Origin of the sequence: Pseudomonas sp. GD04019 (genome assembly GCF_029837695.1) — a bacterium.
GTDB lineage: Bacteria > Pseudomonadota > Gammaproteobacteria > Pseudomonadales > Pseudomonadaceae > Aquipseudomonas.
On record NZ_JAOEEA010000014.1, the window covers coordinates 120,087 to 145,102 of the forward strand.

The 25,016-nt window shown below is 59.3% G+C and carries 24 protein-coding genes and 4 tRNA genes; all 28 read right to left on the minus strand.

Annotated elements, in window-relative coordinates:
* Positions 1-5 precede the first annotated feature (5 nt).
* The 28 genes from rpsC to birA all read right to left on the minus strand — a co-directional run bounded on the left by rpsC (position 6) and on the right by birA (position 24,885).
* Positions 6-692, minus strand: a complete 687-nt coding sequence (gene rpsC / locus N7607_RS20305) for a 30S ribosomal protein S3 (RefSeq protein ID WP_220811370.1) — start codon at positions 690-692, stop codon at positions 6-8.
* Between the two features lie 13 nt (positions 693-705).
* Positions 706-1,038 carry a 50S ribosomal protein L22 gene (rplV, locus tag N7607_RS20310; protein WP_003210077.1) on the minus strand — a complete coding sequence of 111 codons (333 nt, stop codon included), beginning with the start codon at positions 1,036-1,038 and terminating at the stop codon, positions 706-708.
* 13 nt (positions 1,039-1,051) lie between these two features.
* On the minus strand, positions 1,052-1,327 hold the full coding sequence (rpsS, locus tag N7607_RS20315; protein WP_003448728.1) for a 30S ribosomal protein S19: 276 nt from the start codon (positions 1,325-1,327) through the stop codon (positions 1,052-1,054).
* 16 nt (positions 1,328-1,343) lie between these two features.
* On the minus strand, positions 1,344-2,165 hold the full coding sequence (gene rplB / locus N7607_RS20320) for a 50S ribosomal protein L2 (protein WP_137975141.1): 822 nt from the start codon (positions 2,163-2,165) through the stop codon (positions 1,344-1,346).
* A 14-nt stretch (positions 2,166-2,179) separates the two neighbouring features.
* Complete coding sequence (gene rplW, locus N7607_RS20325; protein WP_021702707.1) at positions 2,180-2,479, minus strand: 50S ribosomal protein L23; 300 nt, start codon at positions 2,477-2,479, stop codon at positions 2,180-2,182.
* Entirely contained in the window at positions 2,476-3,078 is a 603-nt protein-coding gene (rplD, locus tag N7607_RS20330; protein WP_192400833.1) for a 50S ribosomal protein L4, read from the minus strand. The genes rplW and rplD overlap by 4 nt, the downstream gene beginning before the upstream one ends.
* 14 nt (positions 3,079-3,092) lie before the next feature.
* Complete coding sequence (gene rplC, locus N7607_RS20335; protein WP_279867676.1) at positions 3,093-3,728, minus strand: 50S ribosomal protein L3; 636 nt, start codon at positions 3,726-3,728, stop codon at positions 3,093-3,095.
* Between the two features lie 83 nt (positions 3,729-3,811).
* Positions 3,812-4,123: a 30S ribosomal protein S10 gene (gene rpsJ, locus N7607_RS20340; RefSeq protein WP_003243886.1), complete on the minus strand. Its 312-nt coding sequence runs from the start codon at positions 4,121-4,123 to the stop codon at positions 3,812-3,814.
* 152 nt (positions 4,124-4,275) lie between these two features.
* A complete protein-coding gene (gene tuf / locus N7607_RS20345) occupies positions 4,276-5,469 on the minus strand; it encodes an elongation factor Tu (protein WP_279867659.1) in 1,194 nt (397 codons plus the stop codon).
* A 30-nt stretch (positions 5,470-5,499) separates the two neighbouring features.
* Positions 5,500-7,629, minus strand: a complete 2,130-nt coding sequence (gene fusA, locus N7607_RS20350) for an elongation factor G (RefSeq protein ID WP_279867674.1) — start codon at positions 7,627-7,629, stop codon at positions 5,500-5,502.
* A gap of 30 nt (positions 7,630-7,659) precedes the next feature.
* Positions 7,660-8,130, minus strand: coding sequence for a 30S ribosomal protein S7 (gene rpsG / locus N7607_RS20355; RefSeq protein ID WP_021702712.1), 471 nt, complete (start codon positions 8,128-8,130; stop codon positions 7,660-7,662).
* A 104-nt stretch (positions 8,131-8,234) separates the two neighbouring features.
* The gene (rpsL, locus tag N7607_RS20360) at positions 8,235-8,606 is read right to left on the minus strand and encodes a 30S ribosomal protein S12 (RefSeq protein WP_110683332.1); all 372 of its coding nucleotides are present in this window, start codon (positions 8,604-8,606) and stop codon (positions 8,235-8,237) included.
* A gap of 156 nt (positions 8,607-8,762) precedes the next feature.
* The gene (rpoC, locus tag N7607_RS20365) at positions 8,763-12,962 is read right to left on the minus strand and encodes a DNA-directed RNA polymerase subunit beta' (RefSeq protein ID WP_279867670.1); all 4,200 of its coding nucleotides are present in this window, start codon (positions 12,960-12,962) and stop codon (positions 8,763-8,765) included.
* A 56-nt stretch (positions 12,963-13,018) separates the two neighbouring features.
* A complete protein-coding gene (rpoB, locus tag N7607_RS20370) occupies positions 13,019-17,092 on the minus strand; it encodes a DNA-directed RNA polymerase subunit beta (RefSeq protein WP_279867668.1) in 4,074 nt (1,357 codons plus the stop codon).
* A gap of 220 nt (positions 17,093-17,312) precedes the next feature.
* On the minus strand, positions 17,313-17,681 hold the full coding sequence (gene rplL, locus N7607_RS20375) for a 50S ribosomal protein L7/L12 (RefSeq protein WP_043310286.1): 369 nt from the start codon (positions 17,679-17,681) through the stop codon (positions 17,313-17,315).
* Positions 17,682-17,758: 77 nt separating this feature from the next.
* Complete coding sequence (gene rplJ, locus N7607_RS20380; protein WP_137975135.1) at positions 17,759-18,259, minus strand: 50S ribosomal protein L10; 501 nt, start codon at positions 18,257-18,259, stop codon at positions 17,759-17,761.
* A gap of 214 nt (positions 18,260-18,473) precedes the next feature.
* Positions 18,474-19,169, minus strand: a complete 696-nt coding sequence (rplA, locus tag N7607_RS20385; protein ID WP_137975134.1) for a 50S ribosomal protein L1 — start codon at positions 19,167-19,169, stop codon at positions 18,474-18,476.
* The gene (gene rplK, locus N7607_RS20390; RefSeq protein ID WP_004373444.1) at positions 19,169-19,600 is read right to left on the minus strand and encodes a 50S ribosomal protein L11; all 432 of its coding nucleotides are present in this window, start codon (positions 19,598-19,600) and stop codon (positions 19,169-19,171) included. Before rplK ends, rplA begins: the two co-directional genes overlap by 1 nt.
* A gap of 118 nt (positions 19,601-19,718) precedes the next feature.
* Positions 19,719-20,252, minus strand: coding sequence for a transcription termination/antitermination protein NusG (gene nusG, locus N7607_RS20395; RefSeq protein WP_021702718.1), 534 nt, complete (start codon positions 20,250-20,252; stop codon positions 19,719-19,721).
* A gap of 9 nt (positions 20,253-20,261) precedes the next feature.
* Complete coding sequence (gene secE, locus N7607_RS20400) at positions 20,262-20,630, minus strand: preprotein translocase subunit SecE (RefSeq protein ID WP_043310282.1); 369 nt, start codon at positions 20,628-20,630, stop codon at positions 20,262-20,264.
* A 49-nt stretch (positions 20,631-20,679) separates the two neighbouring features.
* Positions 20,680-20,755: transfer RNA gene (locus tag N7607_RS20405), tRNA-Trp, on the minus strand.
* Between the two features lie 53 nt (positions 20,756-20,808).
* Positions 20,809-22,002, minus strand: a complete 1,194-nt coding sequence (gene tuf, locus N7607_RS20410; protein ID WP_279867659.1) for an elongation factor Tu — start codon at positions 22,000-22,002, stop codon at positions 20,809-20,811.
* An 84-nt stretch (positions 22,003-22,086) separates the two neighbouring features.
* Positions 22,087-22,162 (minus strand) — tRNA-Thr (locus N7607_RS20415).
* 26 nt (positions 22,163-22,188) lie between these two features.
* A tRNA-Gly gene (locus N7607_RS20420) sits at positions 22,189-22,262 on the minus strand.
* 25 nt (positions 22,263-22,287) lie between these two features.
* Positions 22,288-22,372 (minus strand) — tRNA-Tyr (locus N7607_RS20425).
* 131 nt (positions 22,373-22,503) lie between these two features.
* Complete coding sequence (locus tag N7607_RS20430; RefSeq protein WP_279867657.1) at positions 22,504-23,178, minus strand: SPOR domain-containing protein; 675 nt, start codon at positions 23,176-23,178, stop codon at positions 22,504-22,506.
* Positions 23,178-23,930, minus strand: a complete 753-nt coding sequence (locus N7607_RS20435; protein ID WP_279867656.1) for a pantothenate kinase — start codon at positions 23,928-23,930, stop codon at positions 23,178-23,180. The genes N7607_RS20430 and N7607_RS20435 overlap by 1 nt, the downstream gene beginning before the upstream one ends.
* Entirely contained in the window at positions 23,920-24,885 is a 966-nt protein-coding gene (gene birA / locus N7607_RS20440; protein ID WP_279867655.1) for a bifunctional biotin--[acetyl-CoA-carboxylase] ligase/biotin operon repressor BirA, read from the minus strand. Before birA ends, N7607_RS20435 begins: the two co-directional genes overlap by 11 nt.
* Positions 24,886-25,016: the final 131 nt, after the last annotated feature.

Sequence of the window (25,016 nt, forward strand, 5' to 3'; positions counted from 1 at the left end):
ACTCCTTACTTAGCAGCTTTCTTACGAGGCGCCGGGGCGACAGGCTTCAGCTCTTCTTGGCGGCCACCGATGACCTCACCTTTGAAGATCCAAACCTTCACACCGATCACACCGTAGGTGGTGTGCGCTTCGTAGGTGGCATAATCGATATCGGCACGCAGGGTGTGCAGAGGCACACGACCTTCGCGATACCACTCGGTACGGGCGATTTCCGCGCCGCCGAGACGACCACTTACCTGGATCTTGATGCCCTTGGCACCAATACGCATGGCGTTCTGTACGGCGCGCTTCATGGCGCGACGGAACATAACGCGGCGCTCCAGCTGCTGAGCAACGCTCTGAGCAACCAGCATACCGTCGAGCTCCGGCTTGCGGATCTCTTCGATGTTGATGTGCACAGGCACACCCATTTGCTTGGTCAGGTCCTGACGCAGCTTCTCAACATCTTCACCTTTCTTGCCGATCACGATGCCGGGACGAGCGGTGTGGATGGTGATGCGTGCGGTTTGAGCCGGACGAGCGATGTCGATACGGCTTACGGACGCGCTTTTTAGTTTGTCTTGGAGGTACTCACGCACCTTCAGGTCGGCAAACAGATAATCAGCGTATTGACGCTTGTCTGCGTACCAGACGGAGGTGTGCTCCTTGACGATTCCCAGGCGGATGCCAACGGGATGTACTTTCTGACCCATCTGATCGACTCCGTTACTTGTCCGCAACCTTGACAGTGATATGGCAAGACCGCTTGACGATGCGATCAGCACGGCCTTTGGCACGCGGCATGATGCGCTTCAGCGAACGCCCCTCGTTGACGAAAACGGTGCTGACCTTCAGGTCGTCAACGTCTGCGCCTTCGTTGTGCTCGGCGTTGGCTACGGCCGACTCCAGCACTTTCTTGATGATCTCGGCGGCTTTCTTCGAGCTGAAAGCCAGCAGGTTGAGCGCTTCGCCCACCTTCTTCCCGCGGATCTGGTCGGCGACCAAGCGGGCTTTCTGGGCGGAGATGCGAGCGCCCGACAGCTTAGCGGCTACTTCCATCGTTCCTTACCCCTTAACGCTTGGCTTTCTTGTCCGCAGCGTGCCCACGATAAGTGCGGGTACCAGCGAACTCGCCGAGTTTGTGGCCGACCATGTCTTCGTTCACGAGGACCGGGACATGTTGACGACCGTTATGCACAGCAATGGTCAGACCGACCATTTGCGGCAGAATGATGGAGCGACGCGACCAGGTTTTAACCGGCTTGCGATCATTCTTTTCCACCGCCACTTCGATCTTCTTCAGTAGGTGAAGATCGATAAAAGGACCTTTTTTCAGAGAACGCGGCACTGTCGTATCCCTCTAATTACTTACGGCGGCGAACGATCATGTTGTCGGTACGCTTGTTCGCACGGGTCTTCGCACCCTTGGTCGGGAAGCCCCACGGCGAAACAGGGTGACGACCACCAGAGGTACGACCCTCACCACCACCATGCGGGTGGTCGACCGGGTTCATGGCAACACCACGAACGGTCGGGCGAACGCCGCGCCAGCGAGTGGCACCGGCTTTACCCAGGGAACGCAGGCTGTGCTCGGAGTTGGACACTTCACCCAGGGTCGCACGGCACTCGGAGAGGACCTTGCGCATCTCGCCGGAGCGCAGACGCAGGGTGACGTAGGCACCTTCACGAGCTACCAGCTGGGCGGAAGCACCAGCGGAGCGAACCAGCTGTGCGCCTTTACCCGGCTTCAGTTCGATCGCATGAATGGTCGAACCAACAGGGATGTTGCGCAGCGGCAGGCTGTTACCGGCCTTGATCGGAGCAGCGGCACCGGATACCAGTTGATCGCCAGCACTCACACCTTTCGGGGCGATGATGTAGCGACGCTCACCGTCGGCGTATTTCAGCAGAGCGATGTGGGCGGTACGGTTCGGATCGTATTCCACGCGCTCAACGACGGCAGGGATGCCATCCTTGTTGCGACGGAAGTCGACCAGACGGTAGTGCTGCTTGTGGCCACCGCCGATGTGGCGAGTGGTGATACGACCGTTGTTGTTACGGCCGCCAGTTTTCGACTTCTTCTCGAGCAGCGGAGCATAAGGAGCGCCTTTGTGCAGCTCCTGATTGACCACTTTGACCACGAAACGGCGGCCAGCGGAAGTCGGTTTGCATTTAACGATTGCCATGATGCGCCCCTACCTTACTCAGCACTGCTGGTGAAATCGAGATCTTGGCCAGCCTGGAGGGAGACATAAGCCTTCTTCCAGTCGTTGCGCTTGCCCAGACCGCGAGCGGTACGCTTGGTCTTGCCCTGTACATTGACAGTGCGGACCTCGTCCACTTTCACGCTGAACAGGCTTTCGACGGCCTTCTTGATTTCCAGCTTGGTTGCATCAACGGCAACCTTGAAAACGAATTGGCTCTTACCATCTGCCAGCACGGAGGCTTTCTCGGAGATGTGCGGGCCAACCAGCACTTTGAATACGCGTTCCTGGTTCATGCCAGCAGCTCCTCGAATTTCTTCACGGCCGACACGGTTACCAGCACTTTGTCGAAGGCGATCAGGCTGACCGGATCGGTGCCTTGAACGTCACGAACATCAACGTGCGGCAGGTTGCGCGCAGCCAGGTACAGATTCTGGTCAACGGCTTCGGTAACGATCAGCACGTCGCGCAGACCCATACCGTCCAACTTGCCCAGCAGAGCCTTGGTCTTCGGAGCATCGACGGCGAAGTCTTCGACAACGACCAGACGATCCAGACGGACCAGCTCGGAGAGGATGGAGCGCAGAGCAGCGCGGTACATCTTCTTGTTCAGCTTCTGGCTGTGATCCTGCGGCTTGGCCGCGAAGGTCACACCACCGCCACGCCAGATCGGACCAACGCTGGAACCGGAACGAGCACGACCGGTGCCCTTCTGACGCCACGGCTTTTTGCCACCACCGGTGACTTCAGCGCGAGTTTTCTGAGCACGGGAGCCCTGACGACCGCCAGCCATGTAGGCGACGACAGCCTGGTGCACCAGAGTCTCGTTGAACTCACCGCCGAACGTGCGCTCGCTGACTTCGATAGCCTGAGCGCCATTTACATTCAGTTGCATCTCAGCTTCCCCTATTAACCGCGAGCTTTGACAGCCGGACGCACCAGCACGTCGCCACCGGTAGCGCCCGGAACGGCACCCTTGACCAGCAGCAGATTACGCTCGGCGTCGACACGGACCACTTCCAGGGACTGCACGGTCACGCGCTCGGCGCCAAGATGACCGGACATTTTCTTGCCCTTGAATACACGACCAGGAGTCTGGCACTGGCCGATGGAGCCCGGAGCGCGGTGGGAAACGGAGTTACCGTGGGTATTGTCCTGACCGCGGAAGTTCCAGCGCTTGATGGTACCGGCATAGCCTTTACCTTTGGACTCACCGGTAACGTCTACCAGTTGGCCTGCTTGGAACAGTTCGGCAGTGATCTGATCGCCAGCCTGGTATTCGCCGTCCTGCAGACGGAATTCCCAGACGCCACGACCAGCAGCGACATTAGCCTTGGCGAAATGACCAGCCTGAGCCTTGGTCACGCGGGAAGCACGACGCTCGCCCACAGTTACCTGCACAGCGCGGTAGCCATCGCTTTCTTCGGATTTGAACTGGGTGACGCGATTCGGCTCGATCTCAATGACCGTAACCGGAATGGAGACACCTTCTTCGGTGAAAATACGGGTCATACCCGCTTTCCGACCGACTACACCAATAGTCATGTTGTAAACCTCATGAGTGTACGGGGCTTTCACCCGCTATGGCCGCCCATTTCAGAGCGTTACACGACTAAAACCGCCAGGTTTTAGCCGAGGCTGATCTGCACTTCCACGCCTGCCGCAAGGTCGAGCTTCATCAGCGCGTCGACGGTTTTATCCGTCGGCTGGACGATGTCCAGAACACGCTTGTGGGTACGAATTTCGTACTGATCACGCGCGTCTTTGTTGACGTGCGGGGAGATCAGAACGGTGTACCGCTCTTTGCGAGTAGGCAGAGGAATAGGACCACGCACCTGAGCACCAGTACGTTTCGCGGTTTCCACGATTTCCTGGGTGGATTGATCGATCAGGCGATGGTCAAAAGCCTTCAACCGAATACGGATTTGTTGGTTTTGCATTTTGACCTCAGACTCTATCTCTGCTTTCCCCAACGGACGGACTACGCCCGTTAAAAGGAGGCGTGATTGTACGGATGAGCCCCGAGGGTGTCAACTTTTGACCAGCCAAAAGAAAAGGGCCCCGAAGGGCCCTTTTCTCCAGCAGTCGTCGATTACTCGATGACTTTGGCAACCACGCCGGCACCAACGGTACGGCCGCCTTCGCGAATGGCGAAACGCAGGCCGTCGTCCATGGCGATCGGCTTGATCAGGGTGACAACCATTTTGATGTTGTCGCCCGGCATTACCATCTCAACGCCTTCCGGCAGTTCGCACGAACCGGTCACGTCGGTAGTACGGAAGTAGAACTGCGGACGGTAGCCCTTGAAGAACGGGGTGTGGCGACCACCTTCTTCTTTGGACAGAACGTACACTTCAGCTTCGAACTTGGTGTGCGGCTTGATGGTGCCCGGCTTGGCCAGAACCTGACCACGCTCTACGTCGTCACGCTTGGTGCCGCGCAGCAGAACACCGCAGTTCTCGCCAGCACGACCTTCGTCGAGCAGCTTGCGGAACATTTCAACGCCAGTGCAGGTGGTCTTGGTGGTTTCACGCAGACCAACGATCTCGATTTCTTCCTGGATCTTGACGATGCCGCGCTCAACACGACCGGTTACCACGGTACCGCGGCCGGAGATGGAGAACACGTCTTCGATCGGCATCAGGAACGGCATGTCGATGGCACGAACCGGCTCAGGGATGTAGGCATCCAGAGTCTCGACCAGCTTCTTAACAGCGCTGGTGCCCATTTCGTTGTCGTCTTGGCCGTTCAGAGCCATCAGAGCGGAACCGATGATGATCGGAGTGTCGTCGCCCGGGAAGTCGTAGGTGGACAGCAGGTCACGAACTTCCATCTCGACCAGTTCCAGCAGCTCAGCGTCGTCCACCATGTCGGCCTTATTCAGGAAGACAACGATGTAAGGAACGCCTACCTGACGGGACAGCAGGATGTGCTCACGGGTTTGCGGCATCGGGCCATCGGCGGCCGAGCAAACCAGGATCGCGCCGTCCATCTGGGCAGCACCGGTGATCATGTTCTTCACGTAGTCGGCGTGGCCCGGGCAGTCAACGTGCGCGTAGTGGCGAACGGCCGAGTCGTACTCAACGTGAGCGGTGTTGATGGTGATACCGCGAGCTTTCTCTTCCGGAGCGGAGTCGATCTTGTCGAAGTCGACCTTGGCCGAACCGAATACTTCGGAGCAGACGCGGGTCAGAGCAGCGGTCAGAGTGGTTTTACCGTGGTCAACGTGACCGATGGTGCCAACGTTGACGTGCGGTTTGTTACGTTCGAATTTTTCTTTAGCCACGACAGTGAACCTCTTGCCTAAAGGGCTGAATCAGCCTTGTTTTTTAACCAGTGCTTCGACGATGTTCGACGGAGCTTCGGAGTATTTGGAGAATTCCATGGAGTAGCTTGCGCGACCCTGGGACATGGAACGCACGTCGGTCGCGTAACCGAACATCTCGCCCAGCGGAACCTCAGCACGGATCACCTTGCCGGAAACCGTGTCTTCCATACCCTGGATCAGACCACGACGACGGTTCAGGTCACCCATCACGTCACCCATGTAGTCCTCAGGGGTTACCACTTCGACCTTCATGATCGGCTCAAGCACAACACCGCCGCCCTTCTGAGCGAGCTGCTTGGTCGCCATGGAGGCGGCCACCTTGAACGCCATCTCGTTGGAGTCGACGTCATGGTAGGAACCATCGAACACGGTCGCCTTCAGGCCGATCAGCGGATAGCCGGCGACAACGCCGTTCTTCATCTGCTCTTCGATGCCCTTCTGGATGGCCGGGATGTATTCCTTCGGAACCACACCGCCCACGACTTCGTTGACGAATACCAGACCTTCCTGGCCTTCGTCAGCCGGCGCGAAGCGAATCCAGCAGTGACCGAACTGACCACGACCACCGGACTGACGAACGAACTTGCCTTCGATCTCGCAGTTCTTGGTGATCTTCTCGCGGTAGGAAACCTGCGGCTTACCGATGTTGGCCTCGACGTTGAATTCGCGGCGCATACGGTCAACCAGGATGTCCAGGTGCAGCTCACCCATACCGGAGATGATGGTCTGACCGGTTTCTTCGTCGGTCTTGACGCGGAACGACGGGTCTTCCTGGGCCAGCTTGCCCAGAGCGATACCCATCTTCTCCTGGTCAGCCTTGGTCTTCGGCTCTACAGCTACCGAGATTACCGGCTCCGGGAAGTCCATACGCTCGAGGATGATCGGCTTCTCCGGATCGCACAGGGTCTCACCAGTGGTGACGTCCTTCATGCCGATCAGAGCAGCGATGTCGCCAGCGCGCACTTCTTTGATCTCGTCACGCTGGTTGGCATGCATCTGCACCATACGACCAACGCGCTCTTTCTTGCCCTTGACCGAGTTGATCACCGAGTCACCGGAGTTCAGCACGCCCGAGTAGACACGAACGAAGGTCAGAGTACCCACGAACGGGTCGGTAGCGATCTTGAACGCCAGAGCGGAGAACGGCTCGCCGTCGTCGGCATGACGCTCGTCGTACTGCGCGTCAGTGATTTCTTCCTTCGGCGTGTCGACCAGGTCAGGGTGGATACCCTTGATCGCCGGAATCTCGGTCGGAGCAGGCAGGAAGTCGATCACGGCGTCGAGAACCAGCGGCACGCCCTTGTTCTTGAACGAGGAACCGCAAACGGCCGGAACGATTTCGCAGGCGATGGTACGCTGACGCAGACCGGCCTTGATCTCTTCGATCGACAGCTCGCCCTCTTCCAGGTACTTGTTCATCAGCTCTTCGCTGGCCTCGGCAGCAGCCTCAACCATGTTCGAGCGCCATTCGTTGGCTAGGTCGACCAGCTCGGCAGGAATCTCTTCCTCGCGATAGCTGGTGCCCTTGTCGTCTTCGTTCCAGTAGATCGCCTTCATTTTCATCAGGTCGATCTGGCCCTGGAAGTCATCTTCCGCACCGATGGCCAGCTGAACCGGGACCGGAGTGTGACCCAGGCGCTGCTTGATCTGGCCGACTACGCGCAGGAAGTTGGCACCGGCACGGTCCATCTTGTTCACGTAGACGATACGCGGAACGCCGTACTTGTTGGCCTGACGCCATACGGTTTCGGACTGCGGCTCAACGCCGGAAGTGCCGCAGAACACCACGACAGCGCCGTCCAGTACGCGCAGGGAGCGCTCAACTTCAATGGTGAAGTCTACGTGGCCGGGGGTGTCGATGACGTTTACGCGGTACTTGTCGTACTGACCACGCGAACCCTCCCAGAAGGTGGTGATGGCAGCGGAGGTAATGGTGATACCACGCTCCTGCTCCTGCACCATCCAGTCGGTGGTAGCAGCGCCGTCATGCACCTCACCCATCTTGTGGCTGAGACCTGTGTAGAACAGGATCCGCTCGGTGGTGGTGGTCTTGCCCGCGTCAACGTGGGCGCAGATACCAATGTTCCGGTAGCGGTTAATTGCTGTGTTACGAGCCATAAAGCCCTCGCAAAAGAATGGAAGCCGTAATTAGAAGCGGTAGTGCGAGAACGCTTTGTTGGCCTCGGCCATACGGTGCACGTCTTCACGCTTCTTGACAGCAGCGCCTTTGCCTTCGAAGGCATCCAGCAGCTCGCCAGCCAGGCGCAGAGCCATGGACTTCTCACCACGCTTGCGCGCGCTTTCTACCAGCCAACGCATGGCCAGGGCATTACGACGGGACGGACGAACTTCGACCGGAACCTGGTAGGTAGCACCGCCTACACGGCGGGACTTTACTTCGACCAGCGGAGCGATGGCGTCGAGAGCTTTCTCGAAGATCTCCAGGGGATCGCTGTTCTTGCGGGTTTTGACGGTTTCCAGAGCACCATAAACGATGCGCTCGGCAACGGCCTTTTTACCGCTTTCCATCACGTGGTTCATGAACTTGGCGAGAATCAGGCTTCCGTATTTCGGATCGTCCAGAATCTCACGCTTAGCTGCTACACGACGTCTTGGCATGATAAGCCCTCAAACGGTCTTCAGGTTAGCCCGGGACCATAACCAATCGGTTACGCCCGACCTTACTCTTATCGACTCAATAAATAGAAAAATGGCGAACCGAATTACTTCGGACGCTTGGTACCGTACTTCGAGCGACCCTGCTTACGGTCTTTAACGCCGGTGGTATCCAGCGAACCGCGAACAGTGTGGTAGCGCACACCCGGAAGGTCTTTTACACGACCGCCACGGATCAGCACGACGCTGTGCTCTTGCAGGTTGTGACCTTCACCACCGATGTAGGAAGTGACTTCAAAACCGTTGGTCAGACGAACACGGCACACTTTACGCAGTGCGGAGTTCGGTTTCTTCGGCGTGGTGGTGTACACACGAGTGCACACGCCACGGCGCTGCGGGCAGTTCTGCAGCGCAGGCACGTCGCTCTTCTCGACGAGACGCTTGCGCGGCTGGCGTACCAGCTGGTTGATAGTTGCCATCTATAAGCTCCACTGTTGTCTTTCGACGCTATTGCCCTAAAGCAAAATGGCAGAGCTAGCGCCCTGCCAAATTTAGGGGTGCATGAGTCTAAAGAGACTCCCGCCCCCAGTCAAGACGAGGCCCCGGGTGATTGCTCACCCGGGGCCCCTTCTCTATCAGTTGCCGCTGGAGTTCAGCGCTTCGGTCAGAGCCGCTTCGACCTCGCTCGCGCTCACGCGCTGAGGCTTGTCGGCATCACGACGACGCTTACGCTCGCTGTGGTAGGCCAGGCCGGTACCGGCCGGGATCAGACGACCCACAACAACGTTCTCCTTCAGGCCGCGCAGGTAGTCGCGCTTGCCGGTCACGGCCGCTTCGGTCAGCACGCGGGTGGTTTCCTGGAAGGAAGCCGCGGAGATGAACGACTCGGTGGACAGCGAGGCCTTGGTGATACCCAGCAGAACACGCTCGAACTTGGCGATGAACTTGTCGTCGGCCGCCAGTTGCTCGTTCTCGCCCAGCACGTGGGTCAGCTCCATCTGATCGCCCTTGATGAAGCTGGAGTCGCCGGATTCGCTGATCTCAACCTTACGCAGCATCTGACGCAGAATGGTCTCGATGTGCTTGTCGTTGATCTTCACGCCCTGCAGACGGTAAACGTCCTGGATCTCGTTGACGATGTACTTGGCCAGCGCGCTGACGCCCAGCAGACGCAGGATGTCGTGCGGATCGCTCGGACCGTCGGAGATAACTTCGCCGCGGTTTACTTGTTCGCCTTCGAAGACGTTCAGGTGACGCCACTTCGGAATCAGCTCCTCGTACGGATCGCTGCCATCGGTCGGCGTGATGACCAGACGGCGCTTGCCCTTGGTCTCCTTGCCGAACGAGATGGTGCCGCTGATTTCCGCCAGGATCGAGGCCTCTTTCGGACGACGGGCTTCGAACAGGTCGGCAACGCGCGGCAGACCACCGGTGATGTCGCGGGTCTTCGAGGTTTCCTGCGGGATACGAGCGATGACGTCACCGACACCAATCTGCGCACCGTCGGCCACGCCAACCAGGGCGTTGGCCGGCAGGAAGTACTGGGCCGGTACGTCAGTACCCGGCAGCAGCAGTTCCTTGCCATTGGCGTCGACCATCTTCAGCGCCGGACGGATGTCCTTGCCGGCGGCCGGACGATCCTTCGGATCCAGCACTTCGATGTTGGTCAGACCGGTCAGTTCGTCGGTCTGGCGCTTGATGGTGATGCCCTCCTCCATGCCAACGAAGGTCACGGTACCCTTCATTTCGGTCACGATCGGGTGGGTGTGCGGGTCCCATTTGGCGACGATGGCGCCAGCGTCGACCTTGTCGCCTTCCTTCACGGAAATCACGGCACCGTACGGCAGCTTGTAACGCTCGCGCTCGCGACCGAACTCGTCAGCGATGGCCAGCTCACCGGAGCGCGAAACCGCGACCAGGGCGCCATCGGCACGCTCGACATGCTTCAGGTTGTGCAGACGGATCGCACCACCGTTCTTCACCTGGACGCTGTCGGCAGCCGAAGTACGGCTGGCGGCACCACCGATGTGGAACGTACGCATGGTCAGCTGGGTACCCGGCTCACCGATGGACTGGGCGGCGATGACGCCGACCGCTTCACCGATGTTGACCTGATGACCACGGGCCAGATCGCGGCCGTAGCACTTGGCGCAGATGCCATAGCGGGTTTCGCAGGTGATCGGCGAACGCACGATCACTTCGTCGATGCTGTTGCGCTCGATGAACTCGACCCACTGCTCGTCGACCAGGGTACCGGCTGGAACGATGATTTCATCGCTGCCCGGCTTCGGCACGTCCTTGGCGATCACACGGCCGAGTACGCGCTCACCGAGCGGCTCGACCACGTCGCCGCCTTCGATGTGCGGAGTCATCAGCAGACCGTGTTCGGTGCCGCAGTCGACTTCGGTCACGACCAGGTCCTGCGCCACGTCGACCAGACGACGGGTCAGGTAACCGGAGTTCGCGGTCTTCAGTGCGGTATCCGCCAGACCCTTACGAGCACCGTGAGTGGAGATGAAGTACTGCAGTACGTTCAGGCCTTCACGGAAGTTCGCGGTGATCGGAGTCTCGATGATGGAGCCGTCCGGCTTGGCCATCAGGCCACGCATACCGGCCAGCTGACGGATCTGGGCGGCGCTACCACGAGCACCGGAGTCCGCCATCATGTACATGGAGTTGAAGGACTCCTGGTCGACTTCCTTGCCTTCGCGGTCGACGACCTTCTCTTTCGAGAGGTTGGCCATCATCGCCTTGGACACTTCGTCGTTGGCCTTGGACCAGAGGTCGATCACCTTGTTGTACTTCTCGCCCTGGGTGACCAGGCCGGAGGCGTACTGCGATTCGATTTCCTTCACTTCCTCGGTGGCGGCGTCGATGATGCGCGCCTTCTCGTCCGGGATGACGAAGTCGTTCACGCCGATCGACACACCGGAGATGGTCGAGTAGGCGAAACCGGTGTACATCAGCTGGTCGGCGAAGATCACGGTGTCCTTCAGACCCACGGTGCGGTAGCACTGGTTGATCAGACGGGAGATCGCCTTCTTCTTCATCGACTGGTTGACCACGTCATAGGACAGGCCGGCCGGGACGATCTGGAACAGCAGCGCGCGGCCGACGGTGGTGTCGACGATGCGGGTGTTCTTGACCAGGCTGCCGTCCTTCTGCTTGACGGTCTCGTTGATGCGCACCTTGACCTTGGCGTGCAGGGAGGCTTCGCCGGCGCGGAACACGCGGTCGACTTCCTGCAGGTCGGCGAATACGCGACCTTCGCCCTTGGCGTTGATGGCTTCACGGGTCATGTAGTACAGACCCAGTACCACGTCCTGGGACGGCACGATGATCGGCTCGCCGTTGGCGGGCGACAGCACGTTGTTGGTGGACATCATCAGCGCGCGGGCTTCCAGCTGGGCCTCGAGGGTCAGCGGAACGTGTACGGCCATCTGGTCACCGTCGAAGTCGGCGTTGTACGCGGCGCAGACCAGCGGGTGCAGCTGAATCGCTTTACCTTCGATCAGAACCGGTTCGAACGCCTGGATGCCCAGACGGTGCAGGGTCGGTGCGCGGTTGAGCAGCACGGGATGTTCGCGGATGACTTCGGCGAGAACGTCCCAGACCTCTGGCAGTTCGCGCTCGACCATCTTCTTGGCCGCCTTGATGGTGGTGGCCATGCCGCGGGCTTCGAGCTTGCCGAAAATGAACGGCTTGAACAGCTCGAGGGCCATCTTCTTCGGCAGACCGCACTGGTGCAGGCGCAGGGTCGGGCCCACGGTGATCACGGAACGACCGGAGTAGTCCACGCGCTTACCGAGCAGGTTCTGACGGAAGCGACCTTGCTTACCTTTGATCATGTCGGCCAGGGACTTCAGCGGACGCTTGTTCGAGCCGGTGATGGCGCGACCGCGACGGCCGTTATCCAGCAGGGCATCGACCGCTTCCTGCAGCATGCGCTTTTCGTTGCGCACGATGATGTCCGGCGCGGCCAGGTCGAGCAGGCGCTTCAGACGGTTGTTACGGTTGATCACGCGGCGATACAGATCGTTAAGATCGGAAGTCGCGAAGCGGCCGCCATCCAGCGGAACCAGCGGACGCAGGTCCGGCGGCAGTACCGGCAGAACGGTCAGGACCATCCACTCCGGGTGGTTGCCGGAGTCCTTGAAGGCTTCCATCAGCTTCAGGCGCTTGGACAGCTTCTTGATCTTGGTCTCGGAGTTGGTCTGCGGAATCTCTTCGCGCAGGCGGCCGATCTCGTGATCCAGGTCGATGGCGTTGAGCAGCTCGCGAACGGCCTCGGCGCCCATGCGAGCGTCGAAGTCGTCACCGAACTCTTCGAGGGCTTCGAAGTACTGCTCGTCATTCAGCAGCTGGCCCTTCTCCAGGGTGGTCATGCCCGGATCGATCACCACGTAGCTCTCGAAATAGAGCACGCGCTCGATGTCACGCAGGGTCATGTCCAGCAGCAGGCCGATACGGGACGGCAGGGACTTCAGGAACCAGATGTGGGCGACCGGCGAGGCCAGTTCGATGTGCGCCATGCGCTCACGACGGACCTTGGCCAGGGCCACTTCCACGCCGCACTTCTCGCAGATCACGCCGCGGTGCTTGAGGCGCTTGTACTTACCGCACAGGCACTCGTAGTCCTTGACCGGGCCAAAGATCTTGGCGCAGAACAGGCCGTCACGCTCGGGCTTGAAGGTACGGTAGTTGATGGTTTCCGGTTTTTTCACTTCACCGAAAGACCAGGAACGGATCATCTCAGGCGAAGCCAGACCGATACGGATCGCATCGAACTCTTCAACCTGACCCTGGTTTTTCAACAGATTCAGCAAGTCTTTCAAGGCCTTTCCTCCTCACAGACTCGCTGTGGCCGACGGTGCGGCCGCAGCAAGGCGTGTTATTCGGTTTCCAGTTCGATGTCGATACCGAGCGAGCGGATCTCTTTGATCAACACGTTGAAGGACTCGGGCATGCCGGCCTCCATGCGGTGATCGCCGTCCACGATGTTCTTGTACATCTTGGTCCGGCCGTTCACGTCGTCCGACTTCACGGTCAGCATTTCCTGCAGGGTGTAGGCGGCGCCGTAGGCTTCCAGTGCCCAGACCTCCATCTCACCGAAGCGCTGACCACCGAACTGCGCCTTACCACCCAGCGGCTGCTGGGTAACCAGGCTGTAGGAACCGGTGGAACGAGCGTGCATCTTGTCGTCGACCAGGTGGTTCAGCTTGAGCATGTACATGTAGCCGACGGTGGTCGGGCGCTCGAACTGGTTACCGGTACGGCCGTCGAACAGGCGCATCTGGCCGCTTTCCGGCAGATCGGCCAGCTTCAGCATGGCCTTGATCTCGGTTTCCTTGGCACCGTCGAACACGGCGGTAGCCATCGGCACGCCGCCTTTCAGGTTCTTCGCCAGCTCGAGGATCTCGGTGTCCGAGAACTCGTTCAGGCTTTCCTGGCGACCACCGATCTCGTTGTAGATCTCGTTGAGGAACTTGCGCAGCTCGGCGATCTTGCGCTGCTCTTCGAGCATGCGATTGATCTTCTCGCCCAGGCCCTTGGCCGCCAGACCCAGGTGGGTTTCGAGGATCTGACCGACGTTCATACGCGACGGTACGCCCAGCGGGTTGAGGACGATGTCGACCGGGGTGCCATTGGCATCGTGCGGCATGTCTTCGACCGGCATGATCACGGAGACCACACCCTTGTTACCGTGACGACCGGCCATCTTGTCGCCCGGCTGGATGCGACGCTTGATCGCCAGGTAGACCTTGACGATCTTCAGCACGCCCGGCGCCAGGTCGTCGCCCTGCTGCAGCTTGCGCTTCTTGTCTTCGAACTTGTCATCCAGCAGCTGGCGACGGTCGCTGATGTAGGCCTGGGCCTTCTCCAGCTGCTCGTTGAGAGCGTCGTCGGCCATGCGCAGCTTGAACCACTGACCACGCTCCAGACCGTCGAGGTACTCGTCGGTGATCGCAGTGCCTTTCTTCAGGCCGGCGCCGCCTTCGGCCTTGGCACCAACCAGGGCGGAACGCAGACGCTCGAAGGTAGCGCCTTCGACGATGCGGAACTCTTCGTTCAGATCCTTGCGGATCTCGTCGAGCTGCTGCTTCTCGATGGCCAGAGCGCGGCTGTCGCGCTCCACGCCATCACGGGTGAAGACCTGGACGTCGATGACGGTGCCCTTGGTGCCGGTCGGCACGCGCAGGGAGGTGTCCTTAACGTCGCTGGCCTTCTCACCGAAGATCGCGCGCAGCAGTTTTTCTTCCGGAGTCAGCTGGGTCTCACCTTTCGGAGTGACCTTGCCGACCAGGATGTCGCCGGCCATGACTTCGGCGCCGACGTAAACGATACCGGCTTCGTCCAGCTTGTTCAGCGCAGCCTCACCCACGTTCGGGATGTCCGCGGTGATTTCCTCTGGGCCGAGCTTGGTGTCACGGGCCACACAGGTCAGTTCCTGGATGTGGATCGTGGTGAAGCGGTCTTCCTGGACCACGCGCTCGGACAGGCAGATGGAGTCTTCGAAGTTGAAGCCGTTCCACGGCATGAACGCGACGCGCATGTTCTGGCCCAGCGCCAGTTCACCCATGTCGGTGGACGGGCCGTCGGCCATGATGTCGCCACGCGCCACCACGTCACCCTTGCTTACCAGCGGACGCTGGTTGATGCAGGTGTTTTGGTTGGAGCGGGTGTACTTGGTCAGGTTATAGATGTCGACACCGGCTTCACCGGTTTCCACTTCGTCATCGGCAACACGCACCACGATACGGCTGGCATCGACGGAGTCGATCACACCGCCACGACGGGCCACAACGCAGACGCCGGAGTCACGGGCGACGTTGCGCTCCATGCCGGTACCTACCAGCGGCTTGTCGGCGCGCAGGGTCGGTACAGCCTGACGCTGCATGTTCGAGCCCATGAGTGCACGGTTGGCGTCGTCGTGCTCGAGGAACGGGATCAGCGAGGCAGCGACGGAAACGACCTGCTTCGGCGACACGTCCATCAGGGTGACGTCTTCCGGCGCCTTGACGGTGAACTCGTTGAGGTGACGCACGTTCACCAGCTCGTCGACCAGTTGGCCCTTGGCGTTCATGGTCGCCGAAGCCTGGGCGATCACGTGATCGGCCTCTTCGATGGCGGACAGGAACACGATCTCGTCGGTGACCTTGGTGTCCTTCACCACGCGGTACGGGCTTTCCAGGAAGCCGTACTGGTTGGTGCGGGCATAGGCGGCCAGGGAGTTGATCAGACCGATGTTCGGACCTTCAGGGGTCTCGATCGGGCACACGCGGCCGTAGTGGGTCGGGTGTACGTCGCGGACTTCGAAGCCGGCGCGCTCACGGGTCAGACCGCCCGGGCCGAGTGCGGAGACGCGGCGCTTGTGGGTGATCTCGGAGAGCGGGTTGTTCTGGTCCATGAACTGGGAAAGCTGGCTGGAACCGAAGAACTCTTTCACCGCCGCCGCAACCGGTTTGGCGTTGATCAGGTCCTGCGGCATCAGGCCTTCGCTTTCGGCCATCGACAGACGCTCTTTGACGGCGCGCTCGACGCGCACCAGGCCCACGCGGAACTGGTTCTCGGCCATCTCGCCGACGCAACGGACGCGACGGTTACCCAGGTGGTCGATGTCGTCGACGATGCCCTTGCCGTTACGGATGTCGACCAGGGTCTTCAGCACGTCGACGATGTCTTCTTTGGACAGAACGCCGGAGCCTTCGATCTCGGTGCGACCGATACGACGGTTGAACTTCATGCGGCCGACTGCGGACAGATCGTAACGCTCGGCGCTGAAGAACAGGTTGTTGAACAGGGTCTCGGCGGCATCCTTGGTTGGCGGCTCGCCAGGACGCATCATGCGGTAAATCTCGACCAGGGCTTCCAGCTGGTTGCCGGTGGAGTCGATCTTCAGCGTGTCGGAGATGAACGGACCGCAGTCGATGTCGTTGGTGTACAGGGTCTCGATGCGAACGACCTGGGCCTTGACGATCTTGGCCAGCAGGTCGGTGGTCATCTCGGTGTTGCACTCGGCCACGATCTCGCCGGTGGCCGGATGCACGATGGCCTTGGCAGTGGTACGGCCCAGCAGGTAGTCGAGCGGAACTTCCAGCTCTTTGATGCCGGCCTTGTCGATCTGGTTGATGTGGCGCGCGGTGATACGGCGGCCCTGCTCAACGATGACCTTGCCCTTCTCGTCCTTGATGTCGAACGCGGCGATCTCGCCACGCAGACGCTGCGGCACCAGTTCCAGGTTGAGGGTCTCGCCCTTCACGTGGAAGACGTTGGTGTCATAGAAGGTATCCAGCACTTCCTCGGTGCTGTAGCCCAGGGCGCGCAGCAGGACGGAAGCCGGCAGCTTGCGGCGACGGTCGATACGGACGAACACGGCGTCCTTCGGATCGAACTCGAAGTCCAGCCAGGAGCCGCGGTAGGGAATGATGCGCGCAGAGTACAGCAGCTTGCCGGAGCTGTGGGTCTTGCCACGGTCGTGGTCGAAGAACACACCCGGGGAGCGGTGCAGCTGGGAAACGATCACACGCTCGGTACCGTTGATGATGAAGGTACCGTTCTCGGTCATGAGCGGAATTTCGCCCATGTACACTTCTTGCTCTTTGATGTCCTTGATCGCTTTGTTCGACGACTCTTTGTCGAAGATGATCAGACGGACTTTGACCCGCAGCGGTACGGCGAAGGTCACGCCACGCAGCACGCACTCTTTGACGTCGAACGCAGGCTCGCCCAGGCGGTAGCCAACGTACTCGAGAGCGGCGTTGCCGGAGTAGCTGATGATCGGGAATACGGACTTGAAGGCCGCATGCAGGCCAACGTCGCGGAACTGCTCCTTGCTCACTCCTTGCTGCAGGAATTCGCGATACGAATCCAGCTGGATGGCCAGGAGATAAGGCACATCCATCACGTCCGGCAACTTGCTAAAGTCCTTGCGGATACGTTTTTTCTCAGTGTATGAGTAAGCCATCAGCGTTCCCCAGCTTGGTCACCTGCTTGTTTGGCCGCTGCCGACGGCAACGACCAGAAAATCGTGCAAACCCCTTGGTTTGCGCCGCCCTCGGGCGGGGTTTTCACATCATGGACAGAGCTCATTCGAACTCCGCCCATAACGGAAAAAGGCCGGTGGCATTAGCCACCAGCCATCAGCCTTTCGCTTAACGCTCGGGCTGTAGACGCAAGGTCGTCGCTTACTTGAGCTCGACTTTGGCGCCAGCTTCTTCCAGCTTCTTCTTGGCGTCTTCAGCAGCTTCCTTGGTCAGGCCTTCGGCGATGACTTGCGGAGCGGTGTCGACTTTCTCTTTGGCTTCTTTCAGGCCCAGACCAGTCAGTTCGCGAACAGCTTTGATCACGTTGACTTTCTTGTCGCCGGCTTCGGCCAGAACTACGTTGAACTCGGTTTGCTCTTCAGCAGCGGCAGCAGCCGGGCCAGCAGCAGCAACGGTGGCAGCAGCGGCGGTAACGCCGAACTTCTCTTCCATCGCTTTGATCAGCTCAACAACTTCCAGAACGGTTTTCTGGCCGATGGCTTCGATGATTTGCTCGTTAGTCAGAGACATGACTTAAATCCTGTATTGGGGTGACAGCCTACGCAGCCATCAAATTAAACATATGATTTGAAAGTGCTTTCGGCGCCTTAGGCAGCGGCAGCTTCTTTCTGGTCGCGAACGGCCGCCAGAGTACGAGCCAGCTTGCTGGTAGCGCCTTGAATCACGCTCATCAGCTGCGAAATGGCTTCGTCGTAGGTCGGCAGAGTTGCCAGTACGTCGATCTGGTTTGCTGCGAGGAACTTGCCCTCGAACGCAGCTGCCTTGATCTCGAACTTGTCGTTACCTTTAGCGAACTCTTTGAACAGACGGGCAGCAGCGCCCGGGTGCTCGTTGGAGAAAGCGATCAAGGTCGGGCCGGCGAAAACGTCGTTGAGGATACTGTATTCAGTATCAGCAACTGCACGCTTGAGCAGGGTGTTACGTACGACTTTCACGTACACACCAGCTTCACGAGCCTCTTTACGGAGTCCGGTCATAGCGCCAACAGTCACACCGCGGGCATCAGCCACAACAGCAGACAGGGCGACTTTGGCAGCCTCGTTGACTTCAGCGACGATGGCCTTCTTGTCTTCGAGTTTAATTGCCACGGGTAAAACTCCTGCTTGTTACCGTTTCACCTGGTCGAAACCTGGTGTCGTTTTGGTGTCTGATTCGGTAAGGAATCGGGAGCACCATCTGCGTAGGCTTGTGGAGATCGCTCTCCGGGTTTAAGGCTTGCGCCGCCTACGGTCTTGGATAGCCCCCGCCAGGCAGGGACCCCAATCTTTGCAAGCCGGCGGACGAGTCCGCCTGCCATATCACTTAGGCTTCCAGGGAAGCCTGATCGATCACCAGACCCGGACCCATGGTGGTGCTCAGGGTCACGCGCTTGACGTACACACCTTTGGAGGTGGACGGCTTCAGACGCTTGAGGTCAGACAGCAGGGCTTCCACGTTCTGCTTCAGCGCAGCGGCTTCGAAGCCGACTTTGCCTACGGAGGTGTGGATGATGCCGTTCTTGTCGGTACGGAAACGCACCTGACCAGCCTTGGCGTTCTTCACAGCGGTAGCGACGTCCGGAGTCACGGTGCCGACTTTCGGGTTCGGCATCAGACCGCGCGGGCCGAGAACCTGACCCAGCTGACCGACGACGCGCATGGCGTCCGGGGAGGCGATGACCACGTCGTAGTTCAGATCGCCGGCCTTCATTTCGGCAGCCAGTTCGTCCATACCGACTTTGTCAGCGCCGGCAGCCAGAGCGGCTTCAGCGCCCGGCCCCTGGGTGAACACGGCAACGCGGACGGTCTTGCCAGTGCCGTTCGGCAGCACGGTGGCGCCACGCACGACCTGGTCGGATTTACGCGGGTCAACGCCCAGGTTCACGGAGACGTCGAAGGACTCGGTGAACTTGACGGTGGACAGCTCGGCCAGCAGCTTGGCGGCCTCTTCGAAGTTGTAAGCCTTGCCGGCTTCGATCTTCTCGGCGATAGCCTTCTGACGCTTGGTTACCTTAGCCATTACACACCCTCCACGTTCAGGCCCATGCTACGAGCGGAGCCGGCGATGGTACGCACGGCCGCATCCAGGTCAGCGGCGGTCAGATCGGCCTGCTTGGTCTTGGCGATCTCTTCCAGCTGAGCACGGGTAACGGTGCCAACTTTGACGGTGTTCGGACGAGCGGAACCGCTGGTCAGGCCGGCGGCCTTCTTCAGCAGCACCGAAGCCGGGGTGCTTTTGGTTTCAAAGGTGAAGCTGCGGTCGCTGTAAACGGTGATGATCACAGGAGTCGGCAGACCAGGTTCCATGCCCTGGGTCTTGGCGTTGAACGCCTTGCAGAATTCCATGATGTTCACGCCGTGCTGACCCAGAGCAGGGCCGACGGGTGGCGACGGGTTGGCCTGGCCGGCCTTTACTTGCAGCTTGATGTAAGCCTGAATCTTCTTAGCCATGAGCTACTCCAATATCGGGTCAAGCGCCTCGCTGAGGCTCCCCGGTTAGTACACATTTATCCCAGTGACGACAAAACCCCACAGCCAGCGGCTGCGGGGTTCGGGATGCATTGTCCAGTTATGCCTTCTCGACCTGACTGAACTCCAGCTCCACCGGCGTGGAGCGACCGAAAATAAGCACGGCCACTTGGATCCGACTCTTTTCGTAGTTAACTTCTTCGACAACGCCATTGAAGTCGGCGAACGGACCATCGATAACGCGAACGGTCTCACCCGGCTCGAACAGAGTCTTCGGCTTCGGCTTGTCACCGCTATCGGCAACACGACGCAGAATGGCGTCGGCCTCTTTCTCGGTAATCGGCGCCGGCTTGTCGGCAGTACCACCAATGAAGCCCATGACGCGCGGCGTATCCTTGATCAGGTGCCAGGTCGCCTCGTTCATTTCCATCTGAACCAGCACATAGCCTGGGAAGAACTTACGCTCACTCTTGCGCTTCTGGCCGTTACGCATCTCCACCACTTCTTCGGTGGGGACCAGAATTTCGCCGAACTCGTCTTCCATGCCAGCCAGCTTGACGCGCTCAATCAGCGAGCGCATGACATGCTTCTCGTAACCCGAGTAAGCATGCACAACGTACCAACGCTTAGCCACGGGACACCCTTAACCGACAATCAACGAAACAAGCCAGCCCAGCAGGCTATCCAAGCCCCACAGGACCAACGACATCACCAGAACCACGGCAACCACGATCAGAGTGGTTTGCGTGGTTTCCTGGCGGGTCGGCCAGACAACCTTGCGAATCTCGATGCGCGCTTCTTTTGCCAGAGCAAAGAACGCCTGACCTTTCGCAGTCTGCAGCGCGACGAAACCGACCACCACGGCCAGAGCCAGCAGAGCCAGCACGCGATACAGAAGCGGTTCAGCCGAGAAATACTGATTGCCGACAACACCAGCGACGACCAGAGCAGCTACTGCGAGCCACTTCAGCACATCAAAGCGGGAGTTTTGAGCTTCAGCTTTGGCATTCATGAGAAAACCCTGTTGAAAGAAACGCCAGATCCACTTTTACCCAGGAATCTGGCAGGCCAGGAGGGAATCGAACCCCCAACCTGCGGTTTTGGAGACCGCCGCTCTGCCAATTGAGCTACTGGCCTAAATCGAAGTAAGGCCGACCATTATGCCGACCTTACCGAGGCAGATCAACCGATTACTCGATGACCTTAGCAACCACGCCGGCACCAACGGTACGGCCGCCTTCGCGAATGGCGAAACGCAGGCCGTCGTCCATGGCGATCGGCTTGATCAGGGTAACAACCATTTTGATGTTGTCGCCCGGCATTACCATCTCAACGCCTTCCGGCAGTTCGCACGAACCGGTCACGTCGGTAGTACGGAAGTAGAACTGCGGACGGTAGCCCTTGAAGAACGGGGTGTGGCGACCACCTTCTTCTTTGGACAGAACGTACACTTCAGCTTCGAACTTGGTGTGCGGCTTGATGGTGCCCGGCTTGGCCAGAACCTGACCACGCTCTACGTCGTCACGCTTGGTGCCGCGCAGCAGAACACCGCAGTTCTCGCCAGCACGACCTTCGTCGAGCAGCTTGCGGAACATTTCAACGCCAGTGCAGGTGGTCTTGGTGGTTTCACGCAGACCAACGATCTCGATTTCTTCCTGGATCTTGACGATGCCGCGCTCAACACGACCGGTTACCACGGTACCGCGGCCGGAGATGGAGAACACGTCTTCGATCGGCATCAGGAACGGCATGTCGATGGCACGAACCGGCTCAGGGATGTAGGCATCCAGAGTCTCGACCAGCTTCTTAACAGCGCTGGTGCCCATTTCGTTGTCGTCTTGGCCGTTCAGAGCCATCAGAGCGGAACCGATGATGATCGGAGTGTCGTCGCCCGGGAAGTCGTAGGTGGACAGCAGGTCACGAACTTCCATCTCGACCAGTTCCAGCAGCTCAGCGTCGTCCACCATGTCGGCCTTATTCAGGAAGACAACGATGTAAGGAACGCCTACCTGACGGGACAGCAGGATGTGCTCACGGGTTTGCGGCATCGGGCCATCGGCGGCCGAGCAAACCAGGATCGCGCCGTCCATCTGGGCAGCACCGGTGATCATGTTCTTCACGTAGTCGGCGTGGCCCGGGCAGTCAACGTGCGCGTAGTGGCGAACGGCCGAGTCGTACTCAACGTGAGCGGTGTTGATGGTGATACCGCGAGCTTTCTCTTCCGGAGCGGAGTCGATCTTGTCGAAGTCGACCTTGGCCGAACCGAATACTTCGGAGCAGACGCGGGTCAGAGCAGCGGTCAGAGTGGTTTTACCGTGGTCAACGTGACCGATGGTGCCAACGTTGACGTGCGGTTTGTTACGTTCAAATTTTTCCTTAGCCATCTGACCCGTCTCCGAACAAGGAATTGAGAACTGACACTGCCATTAAAACAAAGGCAGATATCTGCATATCTGCCTTTGTTGAAGTGGAGCTCATGAGCGGATTTGAACCGCTGACCTCACCCTTACCAAGGGTGTGCTCTACCAGCTGAGCTACATGAGCGAAACACTTTGCATGAACAACAAACTTGGAGCGGGCAGCGGGAATCGAACCCGCATCATCAGCTTGGAAGGCTGAGGTTCTACCACTAAACTATGCCCGCGGAGCTTGTGGCTCTCGCTTAAATCTGGTGGAGGGGGAAGGATTCGAACCTTCGAAGTCTATGACGTCAGATTTACAGTCTGATCCCTTTGGCCGCTCGGGAACCCCTCCAAAGTGAGGCGGCATTCTCTTCTCATGCCACCCTGCTGTCAAGCATTTCCTCAATAAAAACTTGAGGTTAGCACTCTTTGACAACAGCCCCGCGAGGCGACCCTCGCAAAGCGGGCGCCATTCTATGCAAACTATTGAGCACTTGCAACGCTTTCACACGGCATTATTTGGTGCTGCAGATCTTTGAAGTCCGAGGCCAGCTGCTGCAGGACATCGTCGGCCAAGCGACGACTCTCCGGAGCGACGCGCACCCAGAAACTGCGCTGCGCTCGCGGCAGCTCTCGCAGCATCGGCTCGTAGCCCGCATCACGCAAACGCTGCATCACACTTTCCGCGGAATCGCTCCGGGGGAAAATCCCCAGAGAAATGCCGTTGGCCAGATCGCCCTGAGTGATGATGTAACTGTCGATCTTGCGTGCCTGCAACTCCTTTAACTGGCGCAACGAGGCCTGGCGCGAAGCCAAAGGAGCCAGATAAACCCAATAGTCCAGCCCCGCCGCCGCATCCACCGCGCGCACCTGAGCCTCGATATCCAGAGCAATAAGGCGCTGCTCGATCTGCCGGGCAGCATCCTCGCCCTGGAAGCTCCCCAGGAACAGACAGGTTTCATCCACAGCGGAAGACGGCTGCACAAGCTCCGGACGCGTCTTCGCCCGGTCGGCAGCATCCAGCAGGCGAATGCCCTGGCGCTCTCCTTTATAGAGAGCCATTGGCTCCACTTCCTTGATCCGCAAAGGCGCCTGCTGCTGATGCCAGACGTAATAGAAGAGGTTAAGAACCAGCAGAAGCAGAAAGAACCAACGCATCAAGCGCCCTCCACCGGCAGCGGGCAAGCCTGAGCCAAGCCGACGAACACAAGGTCAGACACTTGCCGCGCCTGCGGCAACACCTCGCTCACCAGGCCGGCATCGCCTCCCGTGAGATAAACACCAAAGGCCTCTCCAAGCAGCTCGCGAGCAAGCTCGACCTGAGTCAGGACAAAGCCGCGCAACATTAACGCGCAGCCGCGCTCTACAGCCTCGACCGTTACCCTTCCCGGCTGCAGACTATGCATCGCCAGCTCGGCCTCGGCATCGTCGTACCGGATACGCCTTGTATGAGTTCGTAACTGATTGCGCATCAGAGGAAGACCAGGACAGATATATCCACCCAAGTGCTCGCCATCAGCAGTTACGAGATCGGAAGTGACCGCCGTCCCCAGATCCAGCACCAGACAAGCGCCCTGCTCCAGTTGATACGCGCCCACCACCGCGAGCCAGCGATCCAGCCCAAGCCGCGCATAATCGTCATAACCGTTACGCACCCCCGCGAGTTGCAAGGCAGGCTGAGCGCAAAGCACCTCGACCCCGAACTTCGCCTCGAGCACGCCCACCAACGATGAAGTTTCCGCATCGCTACGCACACTGACCAAGCGACAGCCCAGTAGCGACAAGCCAGCGACGTCGCGCAGCGCCTCGAGCAAGCGCTCATCGGAGTCAACGACGCCGCCATGCATCTGCCCCCCGCCTTGAACCCGCCACTTGATCAGGCTATTCCCGCAGTCCAGCTCAAGAATCATCACGCAACCTCAGACTAAGCTCGCCACCACTGAATTGCCGCTCTTGCCCCGCAATATCCAGGCGCAGCGCTCCGACCCGATCCACTCCAAGGACGCGACCATCGATATGCTGAGGCCCCGCCAACAGGCTGACCTCCCGCCCCTGCCAGAGATGTTCCACCTCCCACTCCTCGCGCAACGCCGCAAAGCCCTCTCGCCCATGCAGATCCAGGTAATGGCGCAGCCAGCGACTCAGCATCAACACCAGCTCGGTGCGATCAATCATGCAGCCGAGTTGCTCTCGCAGCGAAGTCCAGGGCTGATCGATTGGCGTCGAGCTGCCAGGCAGCATATTCACATTGATACCGATGCCGATTACCACCTGACATGCACCCGCAGGATCTCCTGCAAGCTCGAGCAGTACACCGGCAATCTTTCGCCCCGAAGCCAGCAGATCGTTCGGCCACTTAAGCCCAACACTGGCGCAGCCAACCTCCTGCAGAGCCCGCAGCACAGCCAAGCCAACCGACAGACTTAAGCCATCGAGAGGAAAGGTCGAGCCTTCAAGACGCAGCCCGAGACTGTAATAGAGGTTCTCGCCAAATGGGCTGACCCAGGCACGCCCCCGACGACCGCGACCACTTTCCTGTTTCTCAGCCAATACCAGGAGCGGAGCTTCAGCAGAGGCGGCTAGGCGGCGCAGCACCTCGGCATTGGTGGAGTCGATCGACTCACTTACCTGGGCTTTCCAGCCAAAGCCACTAGAGGCAGCAAAGATCACCTCTTCATCCAACAACGAAAGCGGTGAGGCCAGACGGTATCCACGCCCGCGCACCCTATGCACTTGCAGGCCAAGTGCAGCTTCGAGATGCTGCAGACGCTTCCAGACAGCCGCACGACTGACTCCCAGCAGCGCCCCAATGGACTCGCCGGAATGAAACTGGCCATCCTGCAGCAGCCGCAATACTTCCCGCATCAAAAGAACGCTCGGATAAAGAGGCAGGCATCATAACGATGCGACATTGAAATGCCTAGAAATGCCAACAACCAGCAATACTGGCAACCATCAACGTCATGGCAATTATCTTTTCATCCCGCCAGAAATAC

What these genes read in the sequence shown, in the direction of transcription:
- rpsC (WP_220811370.1), bottom strand. Translation starts at nt 692, where the DNA reads ATGGGTCAGAAAGTACATCCCGTTGGCATCCGCCTGGGAATCGTCAAG.
- rplV (WP_003210077.1), bottom strand. Translation starts at nt 1,038, where the DNA reads ATGGAAGTAGCCGCTAAGCTGTCGGGCGCTCGCATCTCCGCCCAGAAA.
- rplB (WP_137975141.1), bottom strand. Translation starts at nt 2,165, where the DNA reads ATGGCAATCGTTAAATGCAAACCGACTTCCGCTGGCCGCCGTTTCGTG.
- rplW (WP_021702707.1), bottom strand. Translation starts at nt 2,479, where the DNA reads ATGAACCAGGAACGCGTATTCAAAGTGCTGGTTGGCCCGCACATCTCC.
- rplD (WP_192400833.1), bottom strand. Translation starts at nt 3,078, where the DNA reads ATGCAACTGAATGTAAATGGCGCTCAGGCTATCGAAGTCAGCGAGCGC.
- rplC (WP_279867676.1), bottom strand. Translation starts at nt 3,728, where the DNA reads ATGACTATTGGTGTAGTCGGTCGGAAAGCGGGTATGACCCGTATTTTC.
- rpsJ (WP_003243886.1), bottom strand. Translation starts at nt 4,123, where the DNA reads ATGCAAAACCAACAAATCCGTATTCGGTTGAAGGCTTTTGACCATCGC.
- fusA (WP_279867674.1), bottom strand. Translation starts at nt 7,629, where the DNA reads ATGGCTCGTAACACAGCAATTAACCGCTACCGGAACATTGGTATCTGC.
- rpsG (WP_021702712.1), bottom strand. Translation starts at nt 8,130, where the DNA reads ATGCCAAGACGTCGTGTAGCAGCTAAGCGTGAGATTCTGGACGATCCG.
- rpsL (WP_110683332.1), bottom strand. Translation starts at nt 8,606, where the DNA reads ATGGCAACTATCAACCAGCTGGTACGCCAGCCGCGCAAGCGTCTCGTC.
- rpoB (WP_279867668.1), bottom strand. Translation starts at nt 17,092, where the DNA reads ATGGCTTACTCATACACTGAGAAAAAACGTATCCGCAAGGACTTTAGC.
- rplL (WP_043310286.1), bottom strand. Translation starts at nt 17,681, where the DNA reads ATGTCTCTGACTAACGAGCAAATCATCGAAGCCATCGGCCAGAAAACC.
- rplA (WP_137975134.1), bottom strand. Translation starts at nt 19,169, where the DNA reads ATGGCTAAGGTAACCAAGCGTCAGAAGGCTATCGCCGAGAAGATCGAA.
- rplK (WP_004373444.1), bottom strand. Translation starts at nt 19,600, where the DNA reads ATGGCTAAGAAGATTCAGGCTTACATCAAGCTGCAAGTAAAGGCCGGC.
- secE (WP_043310282.1), bottom strand. Translation starts at nt 20,630, where the DNA reads ATGAATGCCAAAGCTGAAGCTCAAAACTCCCGCTTTGATGTGCTGAAG.
- tuf (WP_279867659.1), bottom strand. Translation starts at nt 22,002, where the DNA reads ATGGCTAAGGAAAAATTTGAACGTAACAAACCGCACGTCAACGTTGGC.
- N7607_RS20430 (WP_279867657.1), bottom strand. Translation starts at nt 23,178, where the DNA reads ATGCGTTGGTTCTTTCTGCTTCTGCTGGTTCTTAACCTCTTCTATTAC.
- N7607_RS20435 (WP_279867656.1), bottom strand. Translation starts at nt 23,930, where the DNA reads ATGATTCTTGAGCTGGACTGCGGGAATAGCCTGATCAAGTGGCGGGTT.
- birA (WP_279867655.1), bottom strand. Translation starts at nt 24,885, where the DNA reads ATGCGGGAAGTATTGCGGCTGCTGCAGGATGGCCAGTTTCATTCCGGC.